The sequence below is a fragment of the Mycobacterium dioxanotrophicus genome (genome assembly GCF_002157835.1).
In the GTDB taxonomy this organism is placed as follows: domain Bacteria; phylum Actinomycetota; class Actinomycetes; order Mycobacteriales; family Mycobacteriaceae; genus Mycobacterium; species Mycobacterium dioxanotrophicus.
Window position 1 is genome coordinate 3,933,282 of record NZ_CP020809.1, and the last position, 17,564, is coordinate 3,950,845.

Sequence of the window (17,564 nt, forward strand, 5' to 3'; positions counted from 1 at the left end):
GGCTAACGTGGCGGGGTGAACCTCGACGGCAATCAAGCATCCATCCGGGAGGCCATCGACGCCGGGCTGCTCTCCGGCGCGGTCACGCTGGTCTGGCAGGCGGGGAAAGTCCTGCAGGTCAACGAGCTGGGCTACCGCGACGTCGACGCCCGGCTGCCGATGCAGCGCGACACCATCTTCCGGATCGCGTCGATGTCCAAGCCCGTGACGATCGCCGCCGCGATGGCTCTGGTGGAAGAGGGCAAGCTGCGTCTCGACGAGCCCATCACCGGCTGGCTGCCCGAACTGACCGACATGCGCGTGCTGACCGAACCCCGCGGTCCGCTGGACCGGACCGAACCGGCCCGCAGACCCATCACGTTCGACGATCTGATGACCCACCGCAGCGGCCTGGCCTACGTGTTCTCGGTACTCGGCCCGCTCAGCCGCGAGTACGGCAAGCTGCCGTTGCGTCAGGACCAGGACCGGTGGCTGGCCGCGCTGGCCGAGTTGCCGCTCGCCCATCAGCCCGGCGATCGGCTCACCTACAGCCATGGGACCGACGTGCTGGGCATCGCGCTGTCGCGGATCGAGGGCAAGCCGCTCGCGCAGGTGTTGGCCGAGCGCATCTTCGAGCCGGTGGGCATGACCGACACCGCGTTCTCGGTGACCCCGGCGGGGCGGCGCCGGGCGGCGACGATGTACCAACTCGACAGCAAGGCCGCTGAGGGAATGCTGTTGCGCGATGACGTGATGGGCCCGCCGCCGATCGTGGACCCGCCCTTCTGCACCGGCGGCTCGGGCCTGTTCTCGACCGTCGACGACTATCTGCGGTTCGCCTGCATGCTGCTGGCCGGCGGCACCGTCGACGGGGTACGGGTGCTCTCCGAGCAATCGGTGACGTTGATGCGCACCGACCGGCTGACCGCCGAGCAGAAGCAGTATCCCTTTCTGGGAGCGCCGTTCTGGGTGGGCCGCGGGTTCGGGCTGAACCTGTCGTTGGTGACCGATCCGGCGAAGTCTCGGCAGTTGTACGGGCCCGGCGGGTTGGGGACGTTCAGCTGGCCGGGCGCGTACGGCACGTGGTGGCAGGCCGATCCGTCGGCCGACCTGATCCTGCTGTACCTGATTCAGAATCATCCGGAGATGTCGGTGGACGCCGCCGCAGTCGCGGGCAACACCTCACTGGCCCGGCTGCAGTCGGCCCAGCCCCGCTTCGTCCGGCGCACCTACCAAGCCCTCGAACGCTGACGTTGAGCCTGCGGTGAAGGCGACAACGTTCGAGTAGTCGCCGCCCTCAACGCGGAGCCAACGCATGTCGCGCATACGCACGGACGTCGGCGTCGCCGTCGTCGAGTGCCCCGGTGAGCGCCTCCCGGGCGGCGTCCTCGGTACCCACCCACCGGCTCAGGCTCAGCACGGCAGCCTTGCGGACGTCGAGGTGCTGGTCGGTCAACGCCTGTGACAGCGAGGGCACCGCGACCGCGGGCGGCGCACCGGCCAACGCGCGCGCCGCGCCCTGCCGGATCTGCCAGGCCGACTCCCCCAGTGCGCGTTGCACATTGGGCACGTCGACATCGTCGCAGCCGACCGCGCCCAACGACGCCAACGCGGCCGCACGCACCAACGGGTCCGGATTGGCGAGCAATTCGCGCACCGCGGCGGCGCCGGAGCGCAGCGTGGCCAACCCGTTGGCAGCGGCGATCCGCACCTCCCGGTTGGTGTCCCGGGTCGCCTCGGCCACCCCCTCTGCGTCGTCGACGGACACCAGGGCCCGCACCGCCTCGATGCGGACCCGGTGGTCGGGATCGGCGACCGCCGCACGGTAGGCGCCGGCAGTACCGACGCGTCGCGCGCTGAGCACATACACCGTGACCGCACGCACCACCGGATCCGGTGACTGCAACCGGTCGACGAACTGTGCGGGCGCAGGCAGCACCTCGACGAGTTCCCTGACCCCCTCGGCGGTTTCCTGCCGCACCGCGGCGTCAGCATCGCCCAGGGCGGTGATCAGTGCCGCCTGGTAGCCGTCGGGCAACTGCTCGACCAGCGTGGCGACCGCGGTGCGCCGCACCCCCGGATCCTCGTCGGCCAGATAGTCACCCAGCTCGGCCAGCGACGGCTCCTGCAGGGCCAGCACCGCGGCGATCCGCGGCGAGGGCGGCTGCGCCGGAGCCTCGGTGCGCACGCGCGAGCGCGGTTCGGCCGGCGCCCGCCCACCGTGCAGTTCGGGCTGCTCGACCGGCGTCACGGGATGATCGGACGGCAGATGCTCCAGCCCGGGCACCGGCACGAAATACGGTGCCACCGGGCGCTTGACGAACCGCATCGTGCCGTCGGCGTCTTTGTACAGGTTCAGGTGGTAACGCCATCCCTGATCATCACGGTCGGGCAGGTCGGCACGCTCATGGTAGAGACCCCAGCGCGATTCGGTGCGGGTCAGCGACGAGCGGGCCGCCATCTCCGCGCAGTCGCGGATGAACGACACCTCGGCGGCGCGCATCAGTTCGTGCGGGGTGCGGGCGCCGATGCCGGCCACCTCGCCGGTCATCCGCTCGAAGGTCTGCACCGCGATCGACAGCTTGGTCGCGGTCTTGGGCGGCGCCACATAGTCGTTGACGAAACGCCGCAGCTTGTATTCGACCTGGGGCTGCGGCGGGCCGTCGGGTTGACGCAGCGGCCGGTAGATCAGCTCGTGCGCTTCGGCCAGTTGGTCTGCCGGAAGTTGTTGTGGCAGTTCCACATCGGCACGGGTCGAGGCGGCGTGCTCGCCGGCGAGGTCGCCGTAGACGAAGGCCCCGATCATGTAGTTGTGCGGCACGCAGGCCAGGTCGCCCGCCGCGTACAGCCCGGGCACAGTGGTGCGGGCGTGCTCGTCGACCCATACACCGGACGCGGAATGGCCACTGCACAAACCGATCTCGGAGATGTGCATCTCGATGTCGTGGCTGCGGTAATCGTGTCCGCGGTTGGCGTGGAAGGTGCCGCGGGTGGGCCGTTCGGTGGTGTGCAGAATGTTCTCGATGGCCGTGAGCGTCTCGTCGGGGAGATGGCTGAGCTTGAGGTAGATCGGGCCGCGCGCGGATTCGATCTCCTGCTTCACCTCGGCCATCATCTGGCCCGACCAGTAGTCGGAGTCGACGAACCGCTCGCCGAGCGCGTTGACCTGATAGCCACCGAACGGGTTGGCCACATAGGCGCACGCCGGCCCGTTGTAGTCCTTGATCAGCGGATTGACCTGAAAACACTCGATACCGGACAGCTCGGCGCCGGCGTGGTACGCCATCGCGTAACCGTCGCCGGCGTTGGTGGGGTTCTCGTAGGTGCCGTACAGGTATCCCGACGCGGGCAGCCCCAGCCGTCCGCAGGCCCCGGTCGCCAGGATCACGGCCTTGGCCGCGACGGTGACGAATTCCCCAGTGCGCGTGTTGAATGCGGCAGCCCCGATGGCCCTTCCGGTATCCGGATCGGTCAGCACCCGCACCGGCATGAACCGGTTCTCGATGCGAATCTTCTCGCGCATCGAGCGTTGCCGCAGAACGCGGTACAACGCCTTCTTGACGTCCTTGCCTTCGGGCATCGGCAGCACGTAGGACCCCGAGCGGTGCACCCGGCGCACCGCGTACTCGCCGTGTTCGTCTTTCTCGAATTTCACCCCGTAGCGCTCGAGCCGCTGCACCATGGCGAAACCACGGGTTGCGGTTTGATACACCGTGCGCTGGTTCACGATTCCGTCGTTGGCACGGGTGATCTCGGCGACGTAGTCCTCGGGGACGGCCTTGCCGGGGATGACGGCGTTGTTCACCCCGTCCATGCCCATGGCCAGTGCACCGGAGTGCCGCACGTGCGCCTTTTCCAGCAGCAGCACCTGCGCACCGTTCTCGGCCGCCGTCAGCGCCGCCATCGTACCTGCGGTACCGCCCCCGATCACCAGCACATCGCACTCGAGGCGCAGCGCGTCGGCGATGTCGGGGATGACGGTGGGTTCGCTCATGATTGCTCCAGTGCGGCAATGATCTCGGCGCGCAACGCCGAGCGTCCAACATGGTCGGTACGGGGTTCGGGCACCTCCAGCAGCGCGCGCAGCGGTTGGCCGGCGCGGCCGAGGACGGCGACCTGGTCCCCCAGCGTCAACGCCTCGTCGACGTCGTGGGTGACGAAGACGATCGTGGTGGGGTGAGCCCGCCAGGTGTCGATGAGCAGCCGCTGCATGGCGGCGCGGGTCTGAGTGTCCAGCGCGGCGAACGGCTCGTCCATCATCACCGCGCGGGGCGCGCCGGCCAGACCACGGGCCAACTGGACCCGCTGGCGCATACCACCGGACAGGCTCTTGGGCAGGAAGTCGGCGAAGCCGCTCAGCCCCACCTCGTCGATCCACCGCTCGGCCCGATCCCGCCTGCCGGTCTTGGACTCGCCGCGGCGGCTATGGCGCGGCTCGCCGCGGCGGCTATTGCGCGGCTCGCCGCGGAGTTGCAGCGCGAGTTCGATGTTGGACCGCACCGTGCGCCACGGCAGCAGCGCGCTGTCCTGGAACACCATGCCCCGATCCCGCGAGGTGGCGGTGACCGGCACGTCGTCGGCCAACACCCGGCCCGCGTCGGGACGCAGCAGCCCGGTCAACGCGCGCAGCAGCGTCGACTTGCCGCAGCCAGACGGTCCGGTGAGTACGAGGATCTCGCCGGGCTGCACGGTCAGGCTCAGCCCGTCGATCACCGGACTTCCGGTGTAGGACAACGTGATTGCGTCGAGCTCCAGCCGCATGCCGGCAGTCACCGTGGGGGCGCTCATCGGGTTGCCTCCTCGGCCCGCGGCAGCCAGCGGGTGGCGCGGCGACCGATCAGCTCCACCGCTGCCGCCGTGCCGAAGCCCAGCACGCCGATGGTGATGATGCCGACGAACACGTCGGGATAGTTCAGCACCGTGTACGCCTGCCAGGTGCGGTAGCCGACACCGAGCCGGCCCGAGATCATTTCGGCCGAGACCACGCAGATCCACGCGACACCCATGCCCACCGAGAGCCCGCCGAACAGGCCCGGCAGGATGCCCGGCAGCACGACGAGCCGCAGCACGTCGAGGCGTCCACCTCCGAGAGTGCGCACCGAGTCCTCCCAGATGGTCGGCAGGGCGCGCACCGCGTGCCGCACACTGACCATGATCGGGAAGTACGCCGCCAGGAACGTGATGAACACGATTCCGGCCTCGTCGCTCGGGAACAGCAGGATGGCCACCGGCACCATCGCGATGGCCGGGATCGGCCGGGCCAGTTCGGTCAACGGGCCGAGCACGTCGGCGAACAGGGTCGAGCGGCCCAGCAGGATGCCGGTGATCACGCCGACGACCGCGGCCAGTCCGAAGCCCGTGAGGATGCGGATCAACGATTGGCCCAGATCCAGCCAGTACTCTTCAGCCCCCACCCGGTGCGCCAACGCCGCCGCGATCTCGGTGACGGTGGGCAGCGTGTCGAAGCGCAGTCCGACGCGAACGTGGTTGGCCGTCAGCACCTGCCACAGTCCGATGGCGGCGAGCACCGATGCCACCCGCACCAGACGGTGTGGCCACGGGGAGGCGGTGCGGCGGCCGGTGACCTCTGGGGTAGCCGCAGGAATCGAAATGCCCGAGACAGGAACGGCGTCGGTGGTGGTCATACCGCACCTGCCAGGGCCTGCTGGTAGTCGACGACGGTGCTGCCCGGGTGTGCGTGGGCGTAACGTTGTGCGCCCGCCGCGGTTCCGAACGGCAGGTAGTTGGCGCCGTCACGGATCCAGACCGCCTTGTCGGCGAACCACCGGGTACCCAGTTCGGCGTCGGGGACATAGGCGGCGCGAACCTTGGCGCCGCGGGCCTGGGCGTCGCGGATGGCCTTGAGCAGGCAGGTCGGGCTGGCCGCCGCCGTGGTGCTCTCCGCGCCGTCCAGCCACAGCTCACTGGCCGTCGCCGGGTTGTCGACGGGCGCCTGGCATAGCTCGTCGGTGCCACCGAGCACCGAGGGATTCGCTGTCGACTTCAGTGCCGCGTCGTAATCCTCGCCCCGGGCGGCGTACGCGGCGCGCAGCGGAGCGTCCTGTACGAACCCGGTGACGTCGAGATCGGCGAAGTTGCCGATCGATTTCAGGTACGGCACATCACCTTTGAGTGCTTCCACCAGGGACGGTTTGAGTGTGGTGTCGAACGATGTTCCGCCGGGCCCGTTGTAGAGGTACACCACCTCCTGGGGCAATCCGCTGCCGTCGGCGACGATCTTCGCCGCCTCCAGCGGTTTGGTGTTGAGGAAGTCGGTCGCGTCGAGCTGTGCCTGCAGGAACGCGTCGAGCACCTCCGGATGCTCGGCCGCGTACGCGCGTCGCACCACCACGCCGTGCAGGGTCGGGTAGTTCAACTCGGCCCCGTCATAGAGCAATCGCGCCTTGCCCTGCTGCACCAGTAGACCGGGCCAGGCGACGAACTGCGAAAGCGCTTGGACCTGACCGGATTCCAGGGAGGACGCGCCGACCTGCGGTTGCTGGTTGAGCACTTCGACCCCGGTGTTGGGATCGATGCCGTCCTTGCCGAGTGCCTGCACCAGCATGCCGTGCCCAGCCGACCCGACGCTGGCCGACACCTTCTTGCCTGCCAGGTCGGCCAGTGTCTGTGCCGGTGAATTCGGCGCCACCACAACCATGTTCAGCCCGCCCTTGGGGTTGTACCCGGTGACCGAGACGATCTCGGTCTTGGCGCGCTCGTTGGCCTGGGTCTTCGAGCCGTTGATCAGCATCGGGTAGTCACCCATCGAGCCGATGTCGATCTTCTCGGCCACCATCTGCGCCGTGATGGGAGCGCCGGTGTCGTAGTCCTGCCAGGTCACGTTGTACTTGGTGCCGGTGCGGGTGGTGATGTCGGCCAGTCGCCGTTCCAGGTACCCCTGGGCGCGCAGCAGTGTTCCGGCCGTGACGGTGTTGATGGTCTTCGATTGGTAGCCGACGACGACGTCGACGGTGTTGGCCGACTTCGTTGCCGAATCCAGCGAGCAACCGGCCGAGGCGAGCGTGACGCCGACGGCAAGGGCGATCAGGGCTGTTTTCACGGGAGTCCTCTAACGGATCAGGTAGGGCATGTTGATGTTCACGGCGCCGGTGGGACAGCGCGCGGCGCACGGCCCGCAGTACCAGCACTCGTCGACGTGCATGTAGGCCTTGCCGTTGGCGGGGTTGATCGCCAGTGCGTCGAGAGGACAGACATCGACGCACAACGTGCAGCCCTCGATACACAGCGACTCGTCGATCGTCACCGGGACATCGGCGCGCTGATTGACCAGAGTCATGTATCGCTCCTAACAAGATTGCCGCGCATGGTGATTCGGTCACCGCGCATCCGGATGTATTCGAGGTCGACGGGTCTGCCGTCGTCGAGGCCGGTGAGCCGCTCGGCCATCAGCAGCGCCGACCCGGCAGGTACCTGCAGGGTGGCCGCCGAGTGCGGGTCGGCCGAAACCGCTTCCAGCGCAAAGGTTGCCCCGCCCAGTCGCTGCCCACTGACCTGCTCGATGAGCGAGAACACGTCGTTGGTCTCCAGCGGATAGCCGATCACCTGCTCCCCGATGTCGGGGACCAGATACGTCAGGTCCAGCGACACGGGGAGCTCACCGAGATACCGCAGCCGTTCGATGTAGACCACTTGCGCGCCGGGCTCCAAAGCCAACTTGCGCGCGACGGCGGGCGGGGCTGCCAGGTGCAGTACCGCCCGGACCTCGTTGCGGACGTCGCCGTAGTCCTTGAACGTCTCTTTGAGTCCGACGAGCGCGTCGAGGCCGTGGTCGTACTTGCGGACCGCCACATGCGTGCCGACCTTGGTGCCGCGGTCGATCAAACCCTCGTTCTTGAGCACAGAGAGGGCTTCGCGCACGGTGTTGCGGGAGACGAAGAACTCGCCGGCCAGTTCTGCCTCCGTGGGCAGGCCGTCCGCGTAGGCCCCGTCGTAGATCTGATGGCGCAGCACGTCGGCCACCTGACGGGCCTGGTCGGCGCGGGGACGGCGGATCGGCACCGGACCGGGATGAGCTTCGGGCTGCGACACGCAAACACGGTAAGGGCGCATATGAGGCCCGTGCAGCGCGGCGAATCCACTGCTGACGCAGGTTAACTGATTACGCCGCCGCAACGGGTCCCACACCAGGTCAAACCGGGTGCCGGGACGGTATTGCGCCACCTGCCGCGGGTCGAGAATTTACAATCGCGCTGATCGAAACGCGGATGCACCGCTTATGGTGACAACAGATGCATTGAAGAACGGTCCAGGGAGGGCACCGTGAAGACACTGCAGCGCGCCGCCGTAATCGCCGTGGCGGCATTCGTTCCGATGGCATTCACCGCGGCGGTCACACCCGCGGTGAGCCGGGCAGACTGCGACAACGGCTCGTGGTGGGATCCCGTGACAAACAGTTGCCAGGCGCCGCTGGTGCCGAACTGCCCAGACGGCTGGTGGGATCCCGTGGCCAACACTTGCCGGCCCGCGATCGGTACCACGCCGCTCGGGTGCGACAACGGCTGGTGGTGGGATCCGGTCGCGAATGTGTGCCGGCCTCCGGTGCTGCCTCCGCAGTAGGGGTTTCGTCACGCCCTTCCACTGGTGAGCGATTTGGCGGGAGGACGCCACAGATTGCGCTGCTGCGCAGTGAGGTTCACCAATGCAGTGCGAGCGTGCGCGTTATGCCGACCAATGACGGCGTGTTGGCCCGCAAACACGCGCGCTCGCGGTGCAAGTGCTAACTGTCCTGAGTGCCGGCCCCTCGGACAGCCTGTGCAGCCGCCCGGATCTGCGGGGTCACCAACATCACCTGGCCGAGCACACCGTTGACGAAGCCGGGCGACTCATCGGTGGAGAGCTCCTTGGCCAGCTCCACGGCCTCGTCGACGGCGACCGGTTCGGGCACGTCCTCGGCGTGCAGCAGCTCCCACACCGCCACCCGCAGGATCGAACGGTCCACGGCGGGCAACCGTTCGAGCGTCCAGCCCTGCAGGTGCGCAGAGATCAGATCGTCGATGTGCGCGGCGTGTTCTGTCACGCCGCGCGCCACGGTCACCGTGTAGGGGTTGAGCGCAGCCACCTCGGGGTCGTCCTCGGCCAGCGCTATGCGGCCGTCGGCCACGGCCTCGGGTGTCAGACCACGCGCCTCCGCCTCGAACAGCACGTCCACGGCGCGCTTGCGGGCCTGGTGGCGGCCGCGGTCACCACGACGATCAGCCATTCACCCGGCCCAGGTAGCTGCCGTCGCGGGTGTCGACCTTGAGCTTGTCGCCGGTGTTGATGAACAGCGGCACCTGGATCTCGGCGCCGGTCTCCATGGTGGCGGGCTTGGTGCCTGCGCTGGAGCGGTCTCCCTGCAGACCGGGCTCGGTGTGGCTCACCTCGAGCTCAACCGAGACGGGAAGCTCCAGGTACAGCGGGGCGCTCTCGTGGAACGCGATCTGCACGGGCATGCTCTCCAGCAGGAAGTCCGCATTGCGGCCGACCAGGGCCTCGGGCAGCGGGTGCTGCTCGAAATCCTCGGAATCCATGAACACGAAGTCGTTGCCATCGCGGTACAGGTAGGTGGCGTCGCGACGGTCGACGGTGGCGGTCTCCACCTTCACGCCGGCGTTGTAGGTCTTGTCGACCACCTTGCCGGACACCACGTTCTTCAGCTTCGTCCGCACGAAGGCCGGGCCCTTACCCGGTTTGACGTGCTGGAATTCGACGATCTGCCACAGCTGGCCGTCGATCTGCAGGACGAGCCCATTCTTGAAGTCGGCAGTCGATGCCATGGTTCGGGTAGCTCCTAGCTTTCAGTTCACAGGATGGCCAGTTCTTTGGGGAACCGGCTAAGCAGTTCGGGTGCCGTTTCTCCGACGACCAGGGTGTCCTCGATACGGACACCGCCGCGATCGGGCAAGTAGACACCTGGCTCAACGGTCACCGCAGCGCCAGCAAGCAGTGTACCGGCGGCTGTGGCGTTGATTCCCGGCGCTTCGTGGATCTGCAATCCGACGCCGTGCCCGAGGCCGTGGCCGAAGTTCTCGGCATACCCGGCGTCGGCGATCACCTGCCGCGACGCCGCGTCGACGGCACTGAGTGACATCCCCGGCGCCAGCGCTTCACAACCGGCCTGCTGGGCCGTCGCCACCAGCTCGTAGATGTCGCGCTGCCACTGTGCGGCCTGACCCAGCACAAAGGTCCGGGTGGTGTCGGAGTGGTAGCCGGCGACCAGCGCACCGAAGTCGATCTTGACGAAGTCGCCCGCGGCCAGCACGGCGTCGGTCGGCCGGTGATGCGGTATCGCCGAGTTGGCCCCGGTTGCGACGATCGTCTCGAAGGACGGGCCGTCGGCGCCGTGCTCGAGCATCAGCGCCTCCAGTTCGTTGCGGACCTGACGCTCGGTGCGACCGGGCCGAAGCCCGCCCCGGGCCACCAGATCGGTCAGCGCCGCGTCGGCCGCTTCGCACGCCAGCCGCAGGATGGCGATCTCACCGGCATCTTTGATCTCCCGCAGCGCCTCGACCACGCCGGGCGCCCGAACCAGCTCGACGCCGTCGCCGGCGGCCTTGCTCAGCGCGGTGTACGCGTCGACGGTCACCACGTGGCTCTCGAAGCCCAGCCGGCGCACCCCGTCGGCGCCCGCCCGCCGGCCCAGGCACGGCGCACACGCCCGTTCGATGATCACCTCGGCATCCGGGCACTGCGCAGCGGCTTGCGTGCGGTAGCGACCATCGGTGGCAAGCACCGGCGTTTCGTCGTCGACGCGCACCAGCAGCGCCGCATTGGACCCGGTGAACCCGGACAGATAATGCACATTGACCAGGTCTGTTACCAGCATGGCGGGTAGATCGGCCGCTTCCAGCCGACGCCGCAGCCGCTCCCTGCGCTGGGAAATAGTCACGGTCTGTGACGCTACTCGCTACGCTGTGCCCTCATGAGTAAGTGGTTACTGCGCGGAGTGGTGTTCGCAACGGCGATGGTGATCGTGCGCTTGCTGCAGGGTGTACTGATCAACGCGTCGCCTCAGAACGCCATGTGGTTCAGTATCACGCTGGTTGCGGTGTTCACCATCGCCGTGTTCATCTGGGGCTATGTCGACGGCGGAGCGGACGCCCGGCGCAATCCCGACCCGGACCGTCGCGCCGATCTGGCGATGACCTGGCTGCTGGCCGGGCTGTTCGCGGGCGTTGTCAGCGGTGCGGTGTCGTGGATCATCGGCTTGTTCTACAAGAGCATCTACGTCGAGGCGCTGCTCAACGAGCTCACCACGTTCGCCGCGTTCACCGCGCTGCTGATGTTCCTCGCCGCGGTCGCCGGGGTGACGCTGGGCCGCTGGCTGGTCGACCGTAAGGCGCCGCCGGTCACCAGGCACGACCACGTCGGGGACGAGCGGGCCGACACCGATGTGTTCGCCGCGGTCAATGCCGGAACCCCGTCGGAGGACACCGAGAAGACCGGCCCGGTCGAGATTCCCGACCAGCACAACAAGTAAAGCCGGTGCGCCAGTGACGCGGAGCCTCAGCTCTTGGGGTCCCGCGCCACTTCTGCGTACGCCGCCGCCAGCAGTGACGGATCGGGCCCTTCCAGCCGGCCTGGTTTGCCCAGCCCGTCGAGGACGACGAACCGCAACACACCCGACCGGTTCTTCTTGTCGCCCGCCATGTACTCCAGCAGCTCCGGCAGCGCGTCGCCGTCGTAGCTGACCGGCAGTCCGAGCGCCGTCAGCACCGCACGGTGCCGGTCGGCGGTCTTGTCGTCGAGCCGGCCCGCCAGCCGGCCGAGTTCGGCCGCGAACACCAGGCCGACCGACACCGCCGCGCCGTGGCGCCACTTGTACCGCTCACGCCGTTCGATGGCGTGCGCAAGCGTGTGGCCGTAGTTGAGGATCTCGCGCAGCTGCGATTCCTTCTCATCGGCCGCGACCACCTCGGCCTTGACCGCGATGGCGCGCCGGATCAATTCCGGCAGCACCGTACCGGTCGGGTCCAGGGCGGCCTGCGGATCGGCCTCGATCAAGTCGAGGATCACCGGGTCGGCGATGAATCCGGCCTTCACGATCTCGGCCATTCCGGCCACGATCTCGTTGCGGGGCAACGTTTCCAGTGTCGCCAGGTCGACGAGCACGGCGGCTGGCTGATGGAACGACCCAACCAGGTTCTTGCCGGCATCGGTGTTGATACCGGTCTTGCCGCCGACCGCGGCGTCGACCATGCCGAGCAGGGTGGTGGGGACGTGCACGATGTCCACACCCCGCAACCAGGTGGCCGCAGCGAAGCCCGCGACGTCGGTGGCGGCTCCCCCGCCGAGGCTGACGACGGCGTCCTTGCGGCCTATTCCGATGCGGCCCAACACTTCCCAGATGAATCCGACGACCGGCAGTTCCTTGCCACCTTCGGCGTCCGGGATTTCGATGCGGTGCGCGTCGATTCCCTTGTCCGCGAGGTGACTTCGAATGGCTTCAGCGGTCTCGGTGAGCGTCGGCTGGTGCAGAATGGCGACCTTGTGCCGCCCTTCCAAGGTGCGGGCCAGGTCACCGAGCAACCCGGTGCCGATGATCACCGGGTAGGGCGGGTCGGTCAGAACGTCGACGGTCACAGGCTCAGTCATGGTGTCGCTCCGCGTTGCGCGCGGCCAGGGCCGCGGGTGTGGGTATGGCAGTCGAGTCGGCGTGGACGGCGGTGGCTCCGGCCGGGTCCTTGTCGGCACCCGAGGTGGCCGGGCCCCGCCGCCAGCGTGGACGGCGCCGGCGTCGCGGCTTGACGGGTACCGGCTTGGGCGGCTGAGTGTTCTCCAGGCGCGCGACGACAGTGCGCACCACCGCGCCGGGGTTGCGTCGATTGGTGTTGATCCGCATGGTCGACGCGCGCCGGTACATGGGTACGCGCTGCGACATCAGCGCGCGGTACTTCTCGGCCCGGTCACCGCCGGCCAGCAGGGGTCGGTTGCTGTTGCCACCGGTCCGGCGGATCCCTTCGGAGGCACTGATCTCCAAATAGATGACGGTGTGACCGGCCAGTGCCTCACGCACCCCTTCGGTGGTGATCGCGCCACCACCGAGCGACAGCACGCCGTCGTGGGTGTCGAGGGCTTCGCGGATCACTTCTTCCTCGATCCGGCGGAACTCCTGCTCGCCGTCGTTGGCGAAGATGTCGGCGATGGTGCGGCCAGTGGTCTCCTCGATCACCGCGTCGGTGTCGAGCATGGTGACGCCGAGCGCCTTGGCCAATCGGCGCCCGATGGTCGATTTCCCTGAACCCGGTAGGCCGATCAGTACCGCTCGGGGCGCCATCAGCCCAGGGCCTGCGCCGCCGGTTCGCGCTCAGCGTCGTCCGGACTTGCTCCTCGCGTGCTCACCGCACGCAGGTAGGCGTCGATGTTGGCGCGGGTCTCCGCAAGCGAATCCCCGCCGAACTTCTCCAGTGCGGCACGGGCCAGCACCAGCGCCACCATGGTCTCCACGACCACACCGGCGGCCGGCACCGCGCACACGTCGGAGCGTTGATGGATCGCGACGGCCTCCTCGCCGGTGGCCATGTCGACGGTGGCCAGGGCCCGCGGAACCGTCGAGATGGGTTTCATCGCGGCGCGCACCCGCAGCGCCTGACCGTTGGTCATGCCGCCTTCCAGGCCGCCGGCGCGGTTGGTCGACCGCAGCACGCCGTCCGGGCCCGGGTACATCTCGTCGTGTGCGACGCTGCCGCGGCGGCGCGCGGTTTCGAAGCCGTCGCCGATCTCGACGCCCTTGATCGCCTGGATGCCCATGACCGCGCCGGCCAACTGACTGTCCAGCCGGTTCTCCCCGCTGGTGAACGAGCCGAGCCCGATCGGCAGCCCGGTGACGACCACCTCGACGATGCCGCCGAGGGTGTCGCCGTCCTTCTTGGCGGCCTCGATCTCGGCGATCATGGCGGCCTCGGCGTCCTTGTCGAACGCCCGCACCGGGCTGTCGTCGATGGCCTCAAGGTCCTGAGGCTGCGGCGGCGGGCCTGCATACGGTGCCGATGCGCCGATGGAGATGACGTGTGAGATGACCTCGACGCCGAGCGCTTCCCGCAGGAACGCGCGGGCGATGGTGCCTGCGGCCACCCGGGCGGCGGTTTCGCGGGCGCTGGCGCGTTCGAGCACCGGGCGGGCATCGTCGAAGCCGTACTTGAGCATGCCTGCGTAATCGGCGTGGCCGGGCCGCGGCCGGGTCAGCGGTGCGTTGCGCGCCACGTCGAGTTCGGCCTCGTCGACCGGGTCGGGGGCCATCACGGTCTCCCACTTGGGCCACTCGGTGTTACCGATCTCGATGGCGATCGGGCCGCCCAGGGTCAACCCGTGCCGGACCCCGGCCAGCATGGTGACCTGGTCCTGCTCGAACTTCATCCGGGCCCCGCGGCCGTAGCCGAGACGACGGCGCTTGAGCTGCGCCCCGATGTCCTCGGAGGTGACCGGAACACCGGCCACCATGCCCTCGACCATGGCCACCAGGGCGCGGCCATGCGATTCACCAGCTGTGGTCCAACGCAACACGCTTGTCATTCTCCCACGTCGGGTTTTGCCCGCGGAAATCCCTGCTCGAGCGTCGCAGGATGTCGTATCACGGGTGCTGCCGATCGTCTTGATTGTAGAAACCGCAAATAACATGGAGAAGGGTTCATGAAATACGTACTGATGTTCGTCGAAACCGAGCAGTTCACCCGCGATATGGCGGCGCTGAGCGACGCCGAGCGCCAACGTGCCTACGAGCGGGTCAACGAATGGTTCGCCGGCAACGCCGACAAGTTGCGCGGGGGCAGCAAGCTCAAGGCCGCCGAGACCGCGACGACGGTGCGCCTCGACCGCGGTGAGCCGGTCGTCATCGACGGCCCGTTCGTCGAGGGCAAAGAGGTCGTGAGCGGTTACGTCGAGATCGAGGTCGCAGATCTGGACGAGGCGCTGCAAGCCGCCAAGACGTGGCCGGGCTGTCCGGTGGTGGAGGTCCGCCCCATCGATTTCGAGCCGATGTGAGCGACGCGGTCAGTGACCAGTTGGCCCACGTGGTGCGCGAGCACGCAGGCCGGCTGGCCGCGTCGCTGATCCACGTCACCGGCGATTTCGCCACCGCCGAAGATCTGGTTCAGGACGCCGTGCTGGCCGCGCTGCGGCACTGGCCCGCCGAAGGGATCCCATCGCGGCCGGACGCCTGGCTGTTCATCGTTGCCCGCCGCCGCGCCCTCGACATGCTGCGGCGCGAACAGACCTACCTGACCAAACTCGCGCAACTGCAGTGGCCCGTGCAGCCCGAGCCCGACGAGCGGCTGCAGCTGATCTTCACGTGCTGCCACCCGGCGCTGCCGCGGCAGGCGCAGATCGCGCTGACGCTGCGGGTGGTGTGCGGGCTGACGACGGCGCAGACAGCCCGGGCGTTTCTGGTGCACGAGGCGACGATGGCGCAGCGGATCACCCGCGCCAAGCAGAAGATCACGCAGGCCGCGATCCCCTACCGGGTTCCTGCCGACGACGAGCTGGGCCCGCGGCTGTCCGAGGTGCTCGCCGTGATCTACCTGCTGTTCAACGAGGGCTACCTGTCGACGGCCGAGCGGGCACAGGCCCATGATCTGGTCGACGACGCCGAGTGGTTGGCGTCGCTGCTGGACCAGTTGATGCCGACCGAGCCGGAGGTCGCCGGCCTGCTCGCGTTGATCCGCCTGCATCGCGCGCGGGCCGCGGCTCGCTTCGACGCAGATGGCAACCTTGTCCAGCTGCAATATCAGGACCGGTCGCTCTGGGACTCGGAGGCCATCGAGCAGGCCGTCCGGGTGTTGACCCGCGCGGCCGGGCAGCGACGCCCCGGCCCGTACCAGCTGCAGGCCGCCATCGTCGCCTGCCATGCCGAGGCCGGACGCTGGGAGGACACCGACTGGGAGCAGATCGTCCTGCTGTACGACATGCTGCTGCATCTCGAATCGTCTCCGGTCACCCGGCTGCACCGCACGATCGCGCTGCGGTACCGCTCGGGGCCCGAAGCGGCGATGGTCGAATTGGACCTGCTGGCAAGCGATCTCGATCACTATCACCTCTATCACGCCACGCGCGCCGATCTGCTGCGCGATCTCGGCGACACCGACGCCGCCTGCAGCGCCGATCGCCGCGCGCTGGAACTCACCGACAATCCCGCCGAACAGGCAGTACTGCAAGCGCGCATCGCCTGTGCCCAGCGAAAGGAATCTGCACGATGACCGACATCACCCGGCTACGTGGCGAGCTGATCGCCCGCATCCTCGGCAGCACGGGCACTGCACCAAAAGTTCTGCGGCAGAACGCATTCGACAACAGCGGCCTCGACGAGCCGGCACGGACCCTGGTCGACAAGATCGCTCGCCGCTCGGACGGGGTCACTGACGACGACATCGCTGCAGCCCGGTCGACGGGCCTGAGCGAGGACCAGATCTTCGAGATCGTCGTGTGCGCCGCGGTCGGCCAAGCCGACCGACAGTACACCGGCGCGCTTGACGCGCTGGCCCGGGTGACCGGAGCTGATCGGCGATGAGGCTCGACATCTTGGACAGCGGGCATGGATTGGGAACCAAGGCCCTGCTGGGCATGATCCGCGTCGTCTCACGCCAACCGGTGGTCGACGCCGTCAAGTTGGCGTTGTACCGCAAGGACTTCTACGGTGCAGGCGCTCTCACCCACGAGGCCATGCGCGGACCATCGGAGTGGTCGGTCGGCGAGCGTGAACTCATGGCGGCCTACATCGCCCACGCCGATGCGTCGCCGTTCTGCGTCGCCGCGCACACCGCCACGTCGGGCCAGTGGTACGGCGATCCGGACAAGGTCACCGCCGTCCTCGCCGATCTCGACACCGCACCGATCGATGAGCCACTGCGTGCGACGCTTCGCCTGCTGGGCAAGCTGTCCCAGGCGGATGCCGTCGACGAGGACGCCATCCGCGACGTGCTGTCAGCGGGTGTCTCTCCCGCTCAGATCAAAGACGCCCTCGCCGTGGGCTTCGCGTTCAACATCACCGCGCGGCTGGCCAATGCATTCGATTTCGACCTGGCCACACCCGCTGCGATGGAGGCCGGCGCCAAGCACCTGCTCAAGCGCGGCTATCGCTGACCCTCGGCCCGCCGGGCCGGCGAATGTGAAGTTGTTTGCGAGATTTCGACGAATCTTCGCAAACAACTTCACATTCGCCGGGCTACAGCACCACCAACCCGATGGCCGCGGCACTGGCCACACACATCGACGGGCCGTGCGGCACAGTCGGTATGCCGCGCATCGCGGCGCCGGCAGCCAGCACCGCGGTGAGCAGCGGTGCACCCAACGCCGCCAGCACCCACACGTCGGGCCCGAAGATTCCGGTCAGGGCACCGACACCGACGGCGAGTTTGACGTCACCGCCACCGAGCGCGGTCGGGGCGCCCAGGTACACCAGCAGGTAGACCCCGGCCAACGCGCCGGCACCCATGAGCGCCTCGACGCCATGACCGAAAAGCGTTGCAGCAAGGACGATTACCACACCGCCGGGCAGGGTCAACCAGTTCGGAAGCCGACGCTGCCTGACGTCGTACCCACACAGCGTCACCAGCCAGACGACCGTCACCCCGGCAGCCAACACCCCCACCGAT

General features: G+C 68.2%; 19 protein-coding genes and 1 pseudogene. 7 read left to right on the top strand and 13 right to left on the bottom strand.

The window, feature by feature from the left end; genetic code table 11:
- Positions 1–15 precede the first annotated feature (15 nt).
- Entirely contained in the window at positions 16–1,230 is a 1,215-nt protein-coding gene (locus BTO20_RS18890) for a serine hydrolase domain-containing protein (RefSeq protein ID WP_087077809.1), read from the top strand.
- A gap of 46 nt (positions 1,231–1,276) precedes the next feature.
- Here the strand turns inward: BTO20_RS18890 and BTO20_RS18895 are convergent, their stop codons facing one another.
- From BTO20_RS18895 to BTO20_RS18920, 6 genes are read right to left on the bottom strand one after another with little or no spacing between them, the layout of a single operon-like run.
- Positions 1,277–3,973, bottom strand: a complete 2,697-nt coding sequence (locus BTO20_RS18895) for a fumarate reductase/succinate dehydrogenase flavoprotein subunit (protein WP_087077810.1) — start codon at positions 3,971–3,973, stop codon at positions 1,277–1,279.
- The gene (locus tag BTO20_RS18900) at positions 3,970–4,767 is read right to left on the bottom strand and encodes an ABC transporter ATP-binding protein (protein ID WP_087077811.1); all 798 of its coding nucleotides are present in this window, start codon (positions 4,765–4,767) and stop codon (positions 3,970–3,972) included. Before BTO20_RS18900 ends, BTO20_RS18895 begins: the two co-directional genes overlap by 4 nt.
- Positions 4,764–5,624, bottom strand: a complete 861-nt coding sequence (locus BTO20_RS18905; RefSeq protein WP_087077812.1) for an ABC transporter permease — start codon at positions 5,622–5,624, stop codon at positions 4,764–4,766. Before BTO20_RS18905 ends, BTO20_RS18900 begins: the two co-directional genes overlap by 4 nt.
- On the bottom strand, positions 5,621–7,039 hold the full coding sequence (locus tag BTO20_RS18910; RefSeq protein WP_087077813.1) for an ABC transporter substrate-binding protein: 1,419 nt from the start codon (positions 7,037–7,039) through the stop codon (positions 5,621–5,623). The genes BTO20_RS18905 and BTO20_RS18910 overlap by 4 nt, the downstream gene beginning before the upstream one ends.
- 9 nt (positions 7,040–7,048) lie before the next feature.
- Positions 7,049–7,276 (bottom strand): 4Fe-4S dicluster domain-containing protein, encoded by a 228-nt coding sequence (locus tag BTO20_RS18915; RefSeq protein ID WP_087077814.1) that lies wholly within the window; start codon positions 7,274–7,276, stop codon positions 7,049–7,051.
- On the bottom strand, positions 7,273–8,028 hold the full coding sequence (locus BTO20_RS18920; protein ID WP_232490765.1) for a GntR family transcriptional regulator: 756 nt from the start codon (positions 8,026–8,028) through the stop codon (positions 7,273–7,275). The genes BTO20_RS18915 and BTO20_RS18920 overlap by 4 nt, the downstream gene beginning before the upstream one ends.
- Before the next feature lie 282 nt (positions 8,029–8,310).
- Between BTO20_RS18920 and BTO20_RS18925 the strand changes: the two genes are divergently transcribed.
- The gene (locus BTO20_RS18925) at positions 8,311–8,556 is read left to right on the top strand and encodes a hypothetical protein (protein WP_198344541.1); all 246 of its coding nucleotides are present in this window, start codon (positions 8,311–8,313) and stop codon (positions 8,554–8,556) included.
- A 160-nt stretch (positions 8,557–8,716) separates the two neighbouring features.
- On the opposite strand, the gene nusB is transcribed toward BTO20_RS18925, so the two are convergent.
- The 3 genes from nusB to BTO20_RS18940 are packed head-to-tail and all read right to left on the bottom strand — an operon-like array spanning position 8,717 to position 10,867.
- On the bottom strand, positions 8,717–9,199 hold the full coding sequence (nusB, locus tag BTO20_RS18930; protein ID WP_087077817.1) for a transcription antitermination factor NusB: 483 nt from the start codon (positions 9,197–9,199) through the stop codon (positions 8,717–8,719).
- The gene (gene efp / locus BTO20_RS18935) at positions 9,192–9,755 is read right to left on the bottom strand and encodes an elongation factor P (RefSeq protein WP_018600316.1); all 564 of its coding nucleotides are present in this window, start codon (positions 9,753–9,755) and stop codon (positions 9,192–9,194) included. The genes nusB and efp overlap by 8 nt, the downstream gene beginning before the upstream one ends.
- 26 nt (positions 9,756–9,781) lie before the next feature.
- Positions 9,782–10,867 (bottom strand): M24 family metallopeptidase, encoded by a 1,086-nt coding sequence (locus BTO20_RS18940; protein ID WP_087077818.1) that lies wholly within the window; start codon positions 10,865–10,867, stop codon positions 9,782–9,784.
- Between the two features lie 33 nt (positions 10,868–10,900).
- Between BTO20_RS18940 and BTO20_RS18945 the strand changes: the two genes are divergently transcribed.
- A complete protein-coding gene (locus BTO20_RS18945; RefSeq protein WP_087077819.1) occupies positions 10,901–11,458 on the top strand; it encodes a B-4DMT family transporter in 558 nt (185 codons plus the stop codon).
- A 26-nt stretch (positions 11,459–11,484) separates the two neighbouring features.
- Here BTO20_RS18945 and aroB read toward each other — a convergent pair whose 3' ends face one another.
- The 3 genes and pseudogenes from aroB to aroC form a co-directional block, all read right to left on the bottom strand.
- The gene (gene aroB / locus BTO20_RS18950) at positions 11,485–12,573 is read right to left on the bottom strand and encodes a 3-dehydroquinate synthase (protein WP_087077820.1); all 1,089 of its coding nucleotides are present in this window, start codon (positions 12,571–12,573) and stop codon (positions 11,485–11,487) included.
- Positions 12,574–12,742: 169 nt separating this feature from the next.
- Positions 12,743–13,255, bottom strand: a pseudogene (locus tag BTO20_RS18955) (shikimate kinase); the annotation flags it as partial.
- Positions 13,255–14,481, bottom strand: a complete 1,227-nt coding sequence (gene aroC / locus BTO20_RS18960; protein WP_087077822.1) for a chorismate synthase — start codon at positions 14,479–14,481, stop codon at positions 13,255–13,257. The gene aroC and the pseudogene BTO20_RS18955, both read right to left, overlap by 1 nt.
- 126 nt (positions 14,482–14,607) lie before the next feature.
- On the opposite strand from aroC, the gene BTO20_RS18965 reads away from it, so the two are divergent.
- The 4 genes from BTO20_RS18965 to BTO20_RS18980 are packed head-to-tail and all read left to right on the top strand — an operon-like array spanning position 14,608 to position 17,052.
- Complete coding sequence (locus tag BTO20_RS18965) at positions 14,608–14,958, top strand: YciI family protein (RefSeq protein ID WP_087077823.1); 351 nt, start codon at positions 14,608–14,610, stop codon at positions 14,956–14,958.
- Positions 14,955–16,169, top strand: a complete 1,215-nt coding sequence (locus tag BTO20_RS18970; RefSeq protein WP_087077824.1) for an RNA polymerase sigma factor — start codon at positions 14,955–14,957, stop codon at positions 16,167–16,169. The genes BTO20_RS18965 and BTO20_RS18970 overlap by 4 nt, the downstream gene beginning before the upstream one ends.
- Positions 16,166–16,480 (top strand): carboxymuconolactone decarboxylase family protein, encoded by a 315-nt coding sequence (locus tag BTO20_RS18975; protein ID WP_087077825.1) that lies wholly within the window; start codon positions 16,166–16,168, stop codon positions 16,478–16,480. The genes BTO20_RS18970 and BTO20_RS18975 overlap by 4 nt, the downstream gene beginning before the upstream one ends.
- Positions 16,477–17,052: a carboxymuconolactone decarboxylase family protein gene (locus tag BTO20_RS18980; RefSeq protein ID WP_087077826.1), complete on the top strand. Its 576-nt coding sequence runs from the start codon at positions 16,477–16,479 to the stop codon at positions 17,050–17,052. The genes BTO20_RS18975 and BTO20_RS18980 overlap by 4 nt, the downstream gene beginning before the upstream one ends.
- Positions 17,053–17,134: 82 nt before the next feature.
- Here BTO20_RS18980 and BTO20_RS18985 read toward each other — a convergent pair whose 3' ends face one another.
- Entirely contained in the window at positions 17,135–17,551 is a 417-nt protein-coding gene (locus tag BTO20_RS18985; protein WP_408632206.1) for a prepilin peptidase, read from the bottom strand.
- Positions 17,552–17,564: the final 13 nt, after the last annotated feature.

Excerpts from the sequence above, each read along its gene's own strand:
- BTO20_RS18895 (WP_087077810.1), bottom strand. The coding sequence starts at position 3,973 with ATGAGCGAACCCACCGTCATCCCCGACATCGCCGACGCGCTGCGCCTC.
- BTO20_RS18900 (WP_087077811.1), bottom strand. The coding sequence starts at position 4,767 with ATGAGCGCCCCCACGGTGACTGCCGGCATGCGGCTGGAGCTCGACGCA.
- BTO20_RS18905 (WP_087077812.1), bottom strand. The coding sequence starts at position 5,624 with ATGACCACCACCGACGCCGTTCCTGTCTCGGGCATTTCGATTCCTGCG.
- BTO20_RS18915 (WP_087077814.1), bottom strand. The coding sequence starts at position 7,276 with ATGACTCTGGTCAATCAGCGCGCCGATGTCCCGGTGACGATCGACGAG.
- BTO20_RS18925 (WP_198344541.1), top strand. The coding sequence starts at position 8,311 with ATGGCATTCACCGCGGCGGTCACACCCGCGGTGAGCCGGGCAGACTGC.
- nusB (WP_087077817.1), bottom strand. The coding sequence starts at position 9,199 with ATGGCTGATCGTCGTGGTGACCGCGGCCGCCACCAGGCCCGCAAGCGC.
- efp (WP_018600316.1), bottom strand. The coding sequence starts at position 9,755 with ATGGCATCGACTGCCGACTTCAAGAATGGGCTCGTCCTGCAGATCGAC.
- BTO20_RS18945 (WP_087077819.1), top strand. The coding sequence starts at position 10,901 with ATGAGTAAGTGGTTACTGCGCGGAGTGGTGTTCGCAACGGCGATGGTG.
- aroB (WP_087077820.1), bottom strand. The coding sequence starts at position 12,573 with ATGACTGAGCCTGTGACCGTCGACGTTCTGACCGACCCGCCCTACCCG.
- BTO20_RS18965 (WP_087077823.1), top strand. The coding sequence starts at position 14,608 with ATGAAATACGTACTGATGTTCGTCGAAACCGAGCAGTTCACCCGCGAT.
- BTO20_RS18975 (WP_087077825.1), top strand. The coding sequence starts at position 16,166 with ATGACCGACATCACCCGGCTACGTGGCGAGCTGATCGCCCGCATCCTC.
- BTO20_RS18980 (WP_087077826.1), top strand. The coding sequence starts at position 16,477 with ATGAGGCTCGACATCTTGGACAGCGGGCATGGATTGGGAACCAAGGCC.